The sequence below is a fragment of the Microbacterium sp. 05N427 genome (genome assembly GCF_056397105.1).
Genome location: NZ_JBFTMT010000011.1, coordinates 108,642 through 121,629 on the forward strand (window position 1 = coordinate 108,642; position 12,988 = coordinate 121,629).

The 12,988-nt window shown below is 67.9% G+C and carries 13 protein-coding genes; 8 read left to right on the forward strand and 5 right to left on the reverse strand.

Translation table 11 applies throughout. From position 1 onward, the window contains the following. Positions 1-84 precede the first annotated feature (84 nt). The 4 genes from AC1DG4_RS12845 (at position 85) to yicI (ending at position 5,340) form a co-directional block, all read left to right on the forward strand. Positions 85-1,383 carry an ABC transporter substrate-binding protein gene (locus AC1DG4_RS12845; RefSeq protein WP_477381186.1) on the forward strand — a complete coding sequence of 433 codons (1,299 nt, stop codon included), beginning with the start codon at positions 85-87 and terminating at the stop codon, positions 1,381-1,383. A gap of 71 nt (positions 1,384-1,454) precedes the next feature. After that, entirely contained in the window at positions 1,455-2,378 is a 924-nt protein-coding gene (locus AC1DG4_RS12850) for a carbohydrate ABC transporter permease (protein WP_477381187.1), read from the forward strand. After that, complete coding sequence (locus AC1DG4_RS12855; RefSeq protein WP_477381189.1) at positions 2,375-3,217, forward strand: carbohydrate ABC transporter permease; 843 nt, start codon at positions 2,375-2,377, stop codon at positions 3,215-3,217. The genes AC1DG4_RS12850 and AC1DG4_RS12855 overlap by 4 nt, the downstream gene beginning before the upstream one ends. Continuing rightward, positions 3,217-5,340: an alpha-xylosidase gene (yicI, locus tag AC1DG4_RS12860; protein WP_477381191.1), complete on the forward strand. Its 2,124-nt coding sequence runs from the start codon at positions 3,217-3,219 to the stop codon at positions 5,338-5,340. Before AC1DG4_RS12855 ends, yicI begins: the two co-directional genes overlap by 1 nt. Positions 5,341-5,376: 36 nt before the next feature. Here the strand turns inward: yicI and AC1DG4_RS12865 are convergent, their stop codons facing one another. The 5 genes from AC1DG4_RS12865 to AC1DG4_RS12885 all read right to left on the reverse strand — a co-directional run bounded on the left by AC1DG4_RS12865 (position 5,377) and on the right by AC1DG4_RS12885 (position 9,814). Continuing rightward, positions 5,377-6,138, reverse strand: coding sequence for an MBL fold metallo-hydrolase (locus tag AC1DG4_RS12865; protein WP_477381193.1), 762 nt, complete (start codon positions 6,136-6,138; stop codon positions 5,377-5,379). After that, the gene (locus AC1DG4_RS12870) at positions 6,135-7,598 is read right to left on the reverse strand and encodes a purine-cytosine permease family protein (RefSeq protein WP_477381195.1); all 1,464 of its coding nucleotides are present in this window, start codon (positions 7,596-7,598) and stop codon (positions 6,135-6,137) included. The genes AC1DG4_RS12865 and AC1DG4_RS12870 overlap by 4 nt, the downstream gene beginning before the upstream one ends. Positions 7,599-7,770: 172 nt before the next feature. Further along, positions 7,771-8,418, reverse strand: coding sequence for a TetR/AcrR family transcriptional regulator (locus AC1DG4_RS12875; RefSeq protein ID WP_477381197.1), 648 nt, complete (start codon positions 8,416-8,418; stop codon positions 7,771-7,773). 110 nt (positions 8,419-8,528) lie between these two features. Continuing rightward, positions 8,529-8,930, reverse strand: a complete 402-nt coding sequence (locus tag AC1DG4_RS12880; RefSeq protein WP_477381199.1) for a hypothetical protein — start codon at positions 8,928-8,930, stop codon at positions 8,529-8,531. After that, on the reverse strand, positions 8,927-9,814 hold the full coding sequence (locus AC1DG4_RS12885; protein ID WP_477381480.1) for an RNA polymerase sigma-70 factor: 888 nt from the start codon (positions 9,812-9,814) through the stop codon (positions 8,927-8,929). Before AC1DG4_RS12885 ends, AC1DG4_RS12880 begins: the two co-directional genes overlap by 4 nt. Positions 9,815-9,995: 181 nt before the next feature. Here AC1DG4_RS12885 and AC1DG4_RS12890 point away from each other — a divergent pair, with 181 nt between their 5' ends. From AC1DG4_RS12890 to AC1DG4_RS12905, 4 genes are all read left to right on the forward strand, one after another. Further along, positions 9,996-10,751, forward strand: a complete 756-nt coding sequence (locus tag AC1DG4_RS12890) for an SDR family oxidoreductase (protein ID WP_477381201.1) — start codon at positions 9,996-9,998, stop codon at positions 10,749-10,751. 136 nt (positions 10,752-10,887) lie between these two features. Beyond that, positions 10,888-11,280, forward strand: coding sequence for an ArsR/SmtB family transcription factor (locus AC1DG4_RS12895; protein WP_477381203.1), 393 nt, complete (start codon positions 10,888-10,890; stop codon positions 11,278-11,280). Positions 11,281-11,301: 21 nt separating this feature from the next. Beyond that, positions 11,302-12,279 carry an SRPBCC family protein gene (locus AC1DG4_RS12900; RefSeq protein WP_477381205.1) on the forward strand — a complete coding sequence of 326 codons (978 nt, stop codon included), beginning with the start codon at positions 11,302-11,304 and terminating at the stop codon, positions 12,277-12,279. 137 nt (positions 12,280-12,416) lie between these two features. Beyond that, positions 12,417-12,971: a hypothetical protein gene (locus AC1DG4_RS12905; protein ID WP_477381207.1), complete on the forward strand. Its 555-nt coding sequence runs from the start codon at positions 12,417-12,419 to the stop codon at positions 12,969-12,971. Positions 12,972-12,988 lie beyond the last annotated feature (17 nt).

Below are 12,988 nucleotides of genomic sequence, written 5' to 3' on the forward strand. Positions count from 1 at the left end.
TCCTGAGCTCTCCCGCACCTGCAGCAGTACCCTTTCCCGTTTCATCACTGTCGAAACGCTTCGACAACGTCCATGGAGGTAGCAATGAAGCACACCAGAATCGTCGCGGCCCTCGCCGCGACCGCGGCCATCGCCGCCGCTCTCACCGGATGCTCCGGGAGTAGCGACAGCGCAGGAGGCGACGGAAAGACCCTGCGCCTGTGGCATTACGAGAACGCCGACGGCGCCATGGGCAAAGCGTGGAACGAAGCCATCAAGATCTTCGAGAAGGAGACCGGGGCGAAGGTCGAGTTCGAGGAGAAGAGCTTCGAGCAGATCCGCTCGACGGCCAGCCAGGTGCTCAACTCGGATCAGGCGCCCGACGTGCTCGAGTACAACAAGGGCAACGCGACGGCCGGCCTGCTCGCCAGCCAGGGACTGCTGGCGCCTCTCGACGACGCCGTGAAGAAGTACGGCTGGGACAAGAAGCTCGCCTCCAGCCTGCAGACCACGGCGAAGTACGACGACCGCGGGATCATGGGATCCGGCAGCTGGTACGGCGTGCCCAACTACGGCGAGTACGTCGAGGTCTACTACAACAAAACCGCCTTCCAGGCCGCGGGCCTGAAGGTGCCGACGACGCTCGCCGAGTTCGAAACGGCGATGAAGACGTTCGCCGACAAGGGGCAGACCCCGTTGTCCGAGTCGGCGGCCGAGTACCCGCTCGGCCAGCTCTGGTATCAGCTCGCGCTGAGCAAGGCCGACCGTTCGTTCATCAACGACTACCAGCTCTACAAGGGCAAGGTCGACTGGAACGGCGAGCCGCTGACCTATGCCACCCAGACGATCGCGGACTGGACGGCCAAGGGTTACATCTCCAAGGACGCGAGCGGCATCAAGGCCGAGGATGCCGGCGTCTCGTTCATCAACGGGCAGTCGCCGATGTTCTACTCCGGCAGCTGGTGGTACGGCCGCTTCATGACCGAGATCAAGGGCTTCGAGTGGGGGACGTTCCTGTTCCCGGGAACGGACCTCACCCCGGGCTCCGCCGGCAACATGTGGGTCGTCCCCGAGCACGCCAAGAACAAGGAGCTCGCCGAGAAGTTCATCGACATCACGATGCGCCCCGAGATCCAGGCGATCCTGGGCAACAACGGCGGAGTGCCGGTCGCGGCGGATGTGTCGGCCATCACCGATGCGAAGTCGAAGGAGCTCATCGAGAACTTCAACACCATCACCAAGAACGACGGCATCGCGTTCTACCCCGACTGGCCCACGCCCACGTTCTACGACCAGCTGAACGCCGGCCTGCAGGAGCTCATCAACGGCACCAAGAGCCCGGCCGACGTGCGCAAGCAGCTCGGCGACCAGTACGCCGCCGGGGTCAAGGACATCGTCGGCTGAGCATCTTCGGGGTCGCGCCACCGCGCGACCCCGGACCGCTCCGATCGACGACTCCGTGAAAGGACGACGGCATGGCCGACTCCCGAAGCCTCATTCCCGGTTCGCGCCCGCGCGCGTTCTGGCCCTATCTGCTGCCGGGCCTGATCCTGCTGATGGTGATCATCGTGCTCCCGCTGGGATGGAACGTCTATCTGACGTTCACGAAGTACCGCGGGATCCGGCCGCCGCAGTGGATCGGACTCGAGAACTGGCAGAAGCTGTTCGGCGATGAGGTGTTCTGGACCTCGTTCGGCAACTCGATCGCGATGATCCTCGCGATGGTGGTGGTGCCGACGCTGCTCGGCCTGCTGCTGGCGGCCATGCTGTTCGACCTCATCGGAAAGAGGTTCGGCGGCAGGGTGGCGAGCTTCCTGCGCGCCACGTACTACCTGCCGCAGATCCTTCCCGCCGTGATCGCGGCGATCGTGATCGGCTGGATCCTCCGCCCGAAGAACGGCGCGCTGAACCAGGTGCTCGCGTCCATCGGACTCGGCGGCTTGCAGCACAACTGGCTGGGCAGCCCCGACACCGCGCTCGCCAGCATCATGGTGATCATGGTCTGGGTGCAGCTGGGCTACCCGGTCGTCATCTTCATGGCGGCGCTGCAGCGGGTGGATCCCGAGCTGTACGAGGCGGCGGAGCTGGACGGCGCCGGCTGGTTCCAGCGCTTCCGGGCGATCACGGTCAGCATCATCCGTCCGGAGATCTTCGTCGTCACCCTGACCTGCACGATCGCGGCGCTCAAGGTGTTCGGACCCGTCTACGCGCTCACGCGCGGCGGGCCAGGCACCGCGACCATTGTTCCCGCCTACTACGCGTACAGCGAGTTCTTCCAGTCGCAGCAGGTCGGCTATGGAGCGACGATCGCGACCGCGCTCACCGTGGTGATCGCCGTCGTCAGCGTGGTGTTCATCCTCGTGCAGAACCGCATGGAGACGAAGGAGGACCAGCGATGAGCCGTCGTGGCCCGAACCGCCGTCGGTTCTCCGACTGGATCATTCTGGCGATCGCCGTGGGGCTGGGCCTGCTCATCGCGGTTCCGCTGCTGCTGATCCTGGTCAACTCGTTCAAGTCGCCGCAGGACTACAACTCCTCCGGTCCGCTCGCGCTCCCCACGGGGCTCTACTTCGACGGCATCGTGGCGTTCTGGGAGCGCGTGGACTTCCCGCTCAAGCTCTGGAACAGCTTCTTCATCTCCGGGATGGTCGCCGTTCTCGCGGTCGGACTGTCGATGCTCAACGCATTCGCCCTCGGCATCGGCCGCGTCAAGGGCCGGCTCTGGATCGTGGTGCTGATCCTGCTCGCCAACATGCTGCCGCAGGAAGTGCTGCTCTACCCGCTGTACTTCCTGTTCAAGCAGGTCGGCCTGTACGACAATCCGTGGTCGGTGATCATCACCTTCACTGTCATCCAGTCCGCCTTCGGCACCTACCTGCTGTCCTCGGTGTACGGCACCTTCCCGAGGGAGGTGCTCGAGGCGGCAGCCCTCGACGGCGCCGGGCGCTGGCAGATCCTGTGGCGCGTCGTCTTCCCGATCTCGCGTCCGACCCTGTCGGTGCTGCTGATCTTCTTCTTCATCTGGACGTGGAACGAGTTCCTCATCCCCCTGACGTTCCTCGTCTCGAACGCCAATCAGACGGTGCCCGTGGCGATCACGGCGCTGCAGGGCGACCGGCTCATGGACGTCACCACCACGAGTGCTTCGGCGCTGCTGGGGCTGCTGCCCACGCTGGTCTTCTTCCTCATCTTCCAACGCACCCTCACTCGGGGCATCACAGCAGGAGCGGTCAAGTAATGAAGTTCACCGACGGTTTCTGGCAGCTGCGTCCCGGAGTCGACGCGATCTATGCGCGGGAGGCGAGGGAGATCGCCGTCGAGGGCGATGAGCTGAAGGTCTGGGCGCCGACCCGGGTGATCGGGGCACGCGGCGACACCCTGAACCGGCCGCTGCTGACCGTCTCGCTCGGCAGCCCTGCAGAGGGCGTGATCCGTGTCCGCATCGAGCACCACACGGGGAGCGGCGCGGCCGGGCGTCGCCTCGAGCTGCCGGGGGCCGGCAGCGGATCCGCGCAGATCCGCGTCGATGAGCATGGCGGCCTCGTCGACGCGGGGAGCCTTCGGGCCAGGGTCGCGCCAGGAGCACCCTGGCACCTTTCGTTCGAGCACGACGGAGGCGTCTACGCCACCAGCGGCGACAAGTCGATCGGACACGTGTCTCTTTCACCGGGGGCCGCGGTCGCTGCGGAGCCCGTCGGCGAGGACGGCGTCACCGCCACCGGACTCGCCGAGGCCTCGTCCTACGTGCACGCCCAGCTCTCGCTCGACGTGGGGGAGCTGATCTACGGGCTCGGCGAGCGGTTCGGCCCGCTCGTCAAGAACGGGCAGACCGTCGACATCTGGAACTCCGACGGCGGCACGTCCAGCGAGCAGTCGTACAAGAGCATCCCGTTCTACCTCTCCAACCGCGGCTACGGCGTGCTCGTGAACGACGCGGGGCATGTGTCGTTCGAGGTCGGATCCGAGGCGGTCGAGCAGGTGCAGTTCTCGGTCTCCGGGGAGTCCCTCGAGTTCTTCGTCATCGCGGGGCCGACGCCGGCCGAGGTGATCGATCGATACACCCGCCTGACCGGCCGGCCTGCGCAGGTTCCGGACTGGTCGTACGGGCTATGGCTCTCGACCAGCTTCACGACGGACTACGACGAGCAGACGGTGACGTCGTTCATCGACGGGATGGCCGAGCGTGGGATCCCCCTGGAGGTGTTCCACTTCGACTGCTTCTGGATGCGCGAGTTCCGCTGGACGGACTTCGAGTGGGATCCCGCGGTGTTCCCGGATCCCGAGGGCATGCTCGCCCGCCTCCACGAGCGGGGCATCAGGGTGAGCGCGTGGATCAACCCCTACATCGCGCAGCACTCGAGCCTGTTCCGCGAGGGGGCGGAGCGCGGGTACCTGGTGCGCCGCTCGGACGGATCGGTGTTCCAATGGGACCGCTGGCAGGCCGGAATGGCGCTCGTGGACTTCACCGATCCGGACGCGACCGCCTGGTTCCAGGGCTACGTCCGTCGCCTGCTGCGGCAGGGCGTGGACGCGATCAAGACGGACTTCGGCGAGCGGATCCCGCGGGGTCTCTCCTGGCACGACGGCAGCGACCCCGAGGCCATGCATCACCGCTACACGCAGCTGTACAACCGCGCTGTCTTCGAGGTCCTGCAGCAGGAGCGCGGCGATGGCGAGGCGGTGCTCTTCGCGCGTTCGGCCACGGTCGGCGGCCAGAGCATGCCGGTGCACTGGGGCGGGGACAGCTCGTCATCGTTCGTGTCGATGGCGGAATCCCTGCGCGGTGGTCTCTCGCTGTCGTTGAGCGGCTTCGCGTACTGGAGCCATGACATCGGCGGCTTCGAGGGATCGCCGGATCCGGCCGTGTTCAAACGATGGCTCGCCTTCGGTCTGCTCTCGAGCCATTCCCGGCTGCACGGCTCCACGAGCTATCGCGTGCCGTGGGCGTTCGACTCCGGCGACGAGGCGCCCGGTCAGAGCGCCGTCGACGTCGCGAGGATCTTCACGCTCCTGAAGCGATCGCTGCGTCCGTACCTCGTCGCGGCGGGTGAGGAGGCGCACCGCACGGGGCGGCCCGTGATGCGGCCGATGGTGCTGGAGTTCCCGGACGATCCCGCAGTCGCGCACCTCGACCGCCAGTACATGCTCGGCCCCGATCTGCTGGTCGCGCCGGTCTTCACGACTTCCGGGGAGGTCACGTACTATCTGCCGGCAGGGCGATGGACCGACTGGTTCACCAAGGAAGAGGTCGTCGGCGGCGGGTGGCGCACGGAGACCCACGGCTTCGACACCCTCCCGCTCTGGATCCGCGGGGATGCCGAGATCCCCCTGGAAGCCCCGCCCGTGAGCAAGGACGTCTAGGGATGAGCGTCACGGATCGGTCCGCGGTGAACGGGGTCAGGGCGTCCGTGCGCGCACGTAGTCGGAGATGATCTCGCGCATGCGGCGGGCGTCGAACGGATCGCCGTGACCGGGGTAGACGGTCCGCACGGCGAGCGCGCTCAGCCGCCGCATGCTGGCGACGTATTGCTCGATATCGGATTCATGGAGCTCGTCGAGCAGGACGTCGTCGTAGATGACGTCTCCGCTGAACAGCGCGCCCGTGTGCTCGTCGAACAAGCAGATGCTCCCCGGGGTGTGGCCCGGCAGGTGCAGAACGCCGAAGCGTCGATCGCCGAGATCGATCACGTCCCCGTCCTCGAGCGCAGACGTCATCGGAGCCGGGCGGATCGCATATGCCCCGGGATCGAAGCCGGGCGGCGCCGATTCGATCAGCAGGTCGGGCATGCCGAATCCCTCCAGGCCGAGCAGATCTGCGAGCTCGGGCCCTCGCAGTGAGGCCGCGGTCCGTTCGTCGACGGCGCTGAGACGGTGCATGCGCCGATCGGAGAACTCGTGCGCCGAGCCGACATGGTCGAGGTGCGCGTGCGTCAGGACGAGGACGGGGTCGTGGGCGAAGAGGTCCGGCAGGTGCTCTCGTAGAGAGGCGACACCCAGGCCCGCGTCCACGACGAGGTCCCGATCTCGTCCCCGCACGTGCCAGATGTTGGCGCGGAGGAACTCATGGACGTGCGGCTCCTCGATCCGCTCGATTCCGCGCGCGACCTGCTCGCGTCGGAACCAGGAGGTCGCGACGGGGACCGGCGGGAGGCCCGTCACGCGACGGCCTCCGGATCGAGCGTCGATGCAGGTGCGGGCAGGAGCCCTGTCCCGCGGTCGGCGCGGCGGAGGCGACGCCATTCGGCGGCCGCATACAGGCTGCCTCCCACCAGGGCGCCGGCGAAGACCGTGATGTCCGCACCGCCGAGGGCCTGCGCGATGGGGCCTACAAAGAACGTGGTGTTCAGGCAGAACGAGGCGACCAGCGTGCCGAGCAGGAGGGCGCCGAAACCGCCGAGATGGAATCCGCCGGTGAACCAATAGGGGCTGCCGGGGGACGTGTCCTGAAGGGCGGGGCCATCATAGCGGTTGCGGCGCAGGAAGATGTCCACCGCGTAGATGGCCATCGACGGTGCGAGCACCGCGAGGCTGACTTCGAGAAGCCCGGACAGTGTGTCCAGGAAGTTCGAGATGAACAGCGCATACAGTGTTACCGCGATCGCGACGACCGCATCGAAGATCACGGTGACCGAGCGCTTCCACGGGATGCCGGTCGCCAGGAGGGCGAGCCCCGTGCTGTACGCGGTGAGCGCGTTGTTGGACACGGAACCGACGATGATCACGAGCAGGAAGACCACGTAGAACCACGAGGGCACGAGCTGGGCCATCGCGATCTCCGGGTTGCTCATGTCGACCGCGGTCGCGGCCAGCGCGCCGAGAACGGCGATGCCTGTGGCGGGCAGGAAACCTCCGAATCCCGTCCAGAACGCGGTCGCCCCGGCGCTCGTCCTCGTCGGCAGATAGCGGGAGTAGTCCGCGCCGACGGACCAGGAGAGCGGCGCCGACGCGATCAGGCCGAACCCCGCCGCGGCGACCGCCCACAGCGCCGGCCCCGAGAGGACACCGCCCTTCGGCTCGTATCCGAAGTCGGCGTGGGAGAGCACGAAGAACGCCAGGATCACAAGCGCGCTCAGCAGGATCCACGCGAACCACGGCGCGAGCTTCACGATGGTCGCGTGTCCGTAAACGCTGATCGTGAAGGTGACGACGGCGAGGACGATGACGATGGCCGCCTGCAGCGGAAGCGGGGCGGAACCGAAGAACTGCGTAACGAGTGCGACGCCGGCCAACGCGCCGACCGACAGATTGATCGCCTCGTACAGCACGCCCACCACCCAGCCGACCACGATCTGGATGATGCGGTTGCCGTTGACGCCGTAGAACGCCCGGCTGATGACCTCGCTCGGGCTCCCCGATGACGGGCCGCTGATCGCCAGGTAGCCGACGCCGATCCACGCCAGGTTGCCCGCCAGGATGACGACCAGCGCCTGCCAGAGGTTAAGGCCGAGGATCACCAGCAGGCTCCCCAGCACGAAGTAGAGATAGATGATGTTGGACCCGGCCCACACGCTGAACAGAGATCGCGGGGAGCCGTGCCGCTCCGCCTCGGGGATGTAGTCCGCGCCGTGGGTCTCGACCCTGCCCGGGCGATCGGTGGTGACGACCGTGCGATCCGACATGTCCGCTCCTTTGCGACCTGTTCTTATTGCCCCGATGAGCAATAAGGTGTGGGCTGAACCTAGCACTTGTTGCACAGGTGAGCAATAACGCGGACCGGGGACACCCGTGCGACCGCCGGGATGCCGGGGTCGGCGGATCGGGTCGGCGGATCGGGGCGGCGTCAGGAGCGGGTCAGTGGAGCGCTCCGGGCGCGAGCCCGAGTTCGCGCTCCGTCGTCGCGGTGAGTAGTCCCTCGACCGCGGGGTAGTCGAGGGACGAATCGACCAGGGCGCCTCGGACCGCGGAGGCCGCGACCTGCCCGTCGAGGAGGGCGAGGACGCGCATCGCCACCACCGCGGACGGGTCCTGCAGGTCGAATTCGCCGGAGGAGGCGCCCGCCTCGATCGTGTCCTTCATATCGGCGAGGTCGAGTTCCATCTGCTGGACCACGGCCGTGCGGACCGCCGGACGATCGGCCGCCTGTCGCCAGGCGTCGAGCCAGAGCAGCCCCAGTGGATCGCGGGTAGGAGTCGTATAGGCGGCGATCGTCTCGCGCAGTCGTTCCGTCGCTGTCGGAAGCTCGGCGACCCGGGTCGCGATCGCCTCTCGTTCCGCCGTGACGACCTGGGAGAAGGCGGCGCCGACGAGCTCGTCGATCCCGCTGAAGTAGTGGGTCACGAGCCCCGAGCCGACGCCGACGAAACTCGCGACGCGACGCGCGGTCACGCCGCTCAGTCCGTCGGAGAGGGCGATACTGCACGCCGCGTCGATGATCTCCTGTCGGCGATCCTCGGGCGGCTTGCGCCGCGCGGGATTGACGGGGGATGGCGCCGCGCTCATGAGGCAAGCGTAGGCGACAGCCGCCCGTGCCTCATCGTCCGGATGAGGCGGTCGTGGAGGTCGTCCCAGTTCATCCGGGGTGCTCGCGCCAGGACAGGTGTCTCGCCCCGTCACCGCCTATTCCAGTGCCGCAGCTTCTCGGGGCTGCACACCACCCAGACGCTCGTCAGCAGCCGTCGACGCATCTCCGCCGTGACCGCCCCCACCACGAGGCCGCCGCGGGCCAGCACGAGCCCTGGCGTGCCGTTGATGGACGCCGCCGTGATCGAGGTCTCGGCGGTCGTCAGCGTGCGCAGCGCCGCCGCCACCTGGCTCGGCCCGGTGAGTGGAGTCGTCGCTGCCGAGGCGATCCCGCCGCTGTCGATGAGCATCACCACGTCGCGATGCAGCAATGCCCGCGCACTCGACTCGGCGCCGGTCAGGAGCGCGATCGCGAGCTCCTCCAGAAGAGCCCGGTCCGCGGCGCCTCGGCCTCGTCGATGCAACCACGCAGGGCGGTTGCCCCCGCTCATGCGACAGCCGCGGTCACGGTGCCGAGCTTGTCGGGGCTCATCACCCACAGCAGTTGTGCGATGCCCTCGGCGGACGTCGTCACGGTCACGAGCGTGGTGACCTCCCCGTCCTGGACGAGAGCCGCGGCGGGCTGGCCGTTGACCTCGACCCATCCGATCGACTTGCCGATCCAGAAGTGATGCGCGAACGCGGCCACGAATTTGGCGACCCGGCCCCGGCCGATCACCGGAATGCGGGCGGCGAGCTTGACGCCGTTGCCGTCGGTGTAGCTCACCACGTCGTCCGCGAACAGCTTCTCGAGGGCCTGTGCATCGCCCTGCTGGGCGGCGACCAGGAAGGCTTCGAGCAACCGGCGCTGGTGTCCCGGATCCACGGTGACCTGCCGATCCGATGCGAGGTGGGAACGTGCGCGGCTGACCAGCTGGCGAGCGCCGACCACGCTCGAGGAGATGATCTCGGCGATGCGCGGGTACGGATAGTCGAACGCCTCGCGCAGGATGTACGCGGCGCGCTCGGTCGGGGTGAGCTTCTCCAGCGTCAGCAGGATCGCGAACTGCAGCGCCTCGGCGCGCTCCGCCCCCAGAGCCGGATCGTCGTCGGTGTTCACCGGTTCGGGCAGCCACGGGCCGATGTAGGTCTCCCGCTTCGCGCGCGCCGACTGCAGCACGTTGATCGAGAGTCTCGTGGCGACGGTGGTGAGGAAGGCGGCCGGCTCCTGCACGGAAGCCCGGTCGGCGCCCTGCCAGCGGATCCACGTCTCCTGGACGATGTCCTCCGCATCCGCGACCGTGCCCACCATCCGATACGCGATGCCGAACAGTCGCCGCCGCTGGGCGGCGAACGCCTCCGCGGCGCTCTCCAGGCTCTCGGCCTCAACGTTCATTGCCACGGTCTCACTCTCCTCTGCCGGGCGGGCCTCCGGCAATGCCGGCCCCACCAGCTCTGACCGCTGATCGCCGGGATCTGTGACGGATGGAGCGGGTCTCGTCACAACCGGCCCCGCTGGCCGGTCATCCCTATGAGCACCGGAACCGGCGTCTCATCCCCCCGCGAAAGGCTTGGACATGGCAAGGATCGTCGTCATCGGAGGCACCGGCCTCATCGGCTCGAAGGTGGTCGCGAAGCTCAGCGCGCACGGCCACGAGGCCATCGCCGCATCACCCAACACGGGCGTGAACTCCCTCACCGGGGAAGGGCTCGCCGAGGTGTTGGAGGGTGCGGACGTCGTCGTGGACGTGTCGAACTCGCCCTCGTTCGCGCCCGCCGATGTGCTGGAGTTCTTCACCACCTCCACGCGCAACCTGCTCGCCGCGGAAGCCGCGGCCGGCGTCGGCCATCACGTGGCCCTGACGATCGTCGGCACGAACCGCCCGCAGAACATCCCCTACTTCGCGGCGAAGACTGCTCAGGAGAAGCTGATCCGCGAGGCCGGCATCGGCTACTCGCTCGTGCACGCCACGCAGTTCTTCGAGTTCGTCGGCAGCATCGCGGACATCTCCACCGCGGGAGACACGGTCACGCTTCCCGGCGCGCTGATCCAGCCGATCGCCGCGGAGGACGTCGCGACCGCCGTCGCGCAGGCTGCCGCCGGCGAGCCCGTCGGCGACATCGAGATCGCGGGTCCCGAGGCCTTCGGCATGGACGAGTTCGCCCGCCGCGCCCTCGCGTTCCGTCATGACCCGCGGACCGTCGTCCGTGACGACACGGCGCCCTACTACGGCGCGCAGATCGAGGAGCGGACGCTGATCCCGCTCGACGGGGCACGCCTCTTCACGACCACGCTCGAGGAGTGGCTGCCGCTGAACCCGCCGCGGGCCTAGCGTCTGTTCCGCCCAACGGGCGGGGAGTGCCGGAGGCGGCGCTCCCCGCCCGTTCGGCGTCCTGGCGCTCGACCCGTCGCAGATCCGACAACGCCGCTCTTGACACCCGGATCCAGCCGTCGTAATCTACAACCAAATGGTTGTACGAAACGAACTGAGCGATGAACAGATCGACCGTGTGTTCCAGGCCCTCGCGGCGAGCACGCGGCGCGACATCCTGCGCCGCACCGTCGAAGCCGAGCGATCGGTCTCCGAGCTCGCCCGCGACTACGACATGTCGTTCGCGGCTGTGCAGAAGCACGTCGCCGTGCTGGAGGCGGCCGAGCTCATCGTCAAGCGCGCCGAGGGACGCGAGCGGCTGGTCCGCGCGAACCCCGAGATGATCGCGCGCGCCCGAGCACTGCTGGCCCGCTACGAGGACCTGTGGCGAAGCCGTATCGCCCGCCTCGACGACCTGCTCGCCGAGGACTCCGATGCCGACAATGACTCCGATCCTGGATCCGCACCGCGCGGATCCACCACCACCTGACCGACACAGAAGGAGGGTGACATGCCCGTCACCGACGTGACCACCGATCCCGAGAACCTGACGCTGACGATCCACGCCGACTTCGCCGCCCCGGTGGAGCGGGTTTGGGCGGCGTACTCCGACCCGCGCCAGCTCGAGCGTTTCTGGGGCCCGCCCGGATGGCCGGCCACCTTCACCGCCTTCGACCACACCGTCGGCGGCATCGCGCAGTACCACCTTGATGGCCCGCGCGGCGAGAAGTCGTCGGGGCGGTGGGAGTTCACCCGGATCGAGGCGCCCACGCTGTTCGAGGTGCTCGACTCGTTCGTGGACGACGGGGGCCAGCCCATCGACGACCTCCCGGCGATGCGGATGACGCTGGAGTTCTCGCCGACCGCCGAGGGCACGCGCATGGTCGGCACCAGCCACTTCGACTCGGCCGAGGCGCTCGAGCAGGTCGTCGCGATGGGCGTGATCGAGGGCACGAAGATGGCGATGAGCCAGCTCGACACGGTGCTGCAGGATCTGCGCGACTACGCCCAGGGCAAGGGCACCCGTCTCGAACTGCTCGACGACACCCATGTGCGCATCACGCGGCTGGTCGAGGGGCCGCGCGAGCTGGTCTGGCGCGCGCACTACGAGCCGGAGCTCATGAAGCAATGGCTGCTCGGGCCCGACGGGTGGGAGATGACCGAGTGCACGGTCGCGACCGAGCCCGGTCAGACCTACCGCAGCTCGTGGGCCCCGGTCGGGGATACCCCTGGTCAGGCGTTCGGGTTCGAGGGTGAGGCGCTGCTCGTCGAAGCCCCGCGTCGCGCCGTCACCACGGAGAAGATGCAGGGCACCGACGGCCCGGTCACGCTGAACGACCTCAACCTCTATGAGGAGGACGGGGCGACCCTGATCACCCTCCTCGTCGAGTATCCCGACCTCGAGAGCCGTGACATGATCCTCGCGACGGGCATGGTCGACGGCATGGAGGCCTCATACGCCCGCATGGAGGACCTGGTCCTGGCCTGACGGCGTTCGAAACTCAGGAGATCCTGGTCGTTCCGTCCCTTTTTGGAGTGGATCCGGCCGGGATCTCCTGAGTTCGGTACGGACTCTGGCTGGCAGTCGGGGATTTCGCCGGGGCCGCGAGGCGGTACCGTCAAGAGGTGTCCGCGGTCGTGGTGAAGGTCCTCATCGTGCTGGCCGTCTTGATCCTCGTGGCGGCAGCCGTGTCGAGGATGCGCGGGCGCCGCTCCGTGGGACCCGTGCGGCAGCGCATGCCGCTGCTCGTCCCGATCGTGGGCGCTCTGTTCGTGGCTATCGGCGGGCTGATGGGGCTGGCCTCCTTCACGGAGAAGAACACCGACGGCATGCTGTGGCCGCTGCGGATCGCGTCGGTCGCGATCGCCCTGGCCGGCGTGGCCCTCCTCATGATCTACCGCAATTTCTACGTCGAGCCCCGCGTCGACGAGATCGCATTTCGTACCGTGTGGGGCCGCGAGGGCGTGATCGCTTATGCCGATATCACCGACTTCTCGGTCCGGGCATCCGGCGGGCAGTTCCGGCTCACCGTGCGGGGTTCGTCCGGTCCGCGGCTGCGCCTGAATCCGCGCCTGTTCGACATCTCGCCGCTGCTGCGCGCGAACGAGTTCCGCCAGCACAACGGACGTTGGCCCCTCCGTGGCGAGATGCACGGCGGAGCGGGCACCGTCCGCGGTTGAGGCGGCCCTCCCTACTC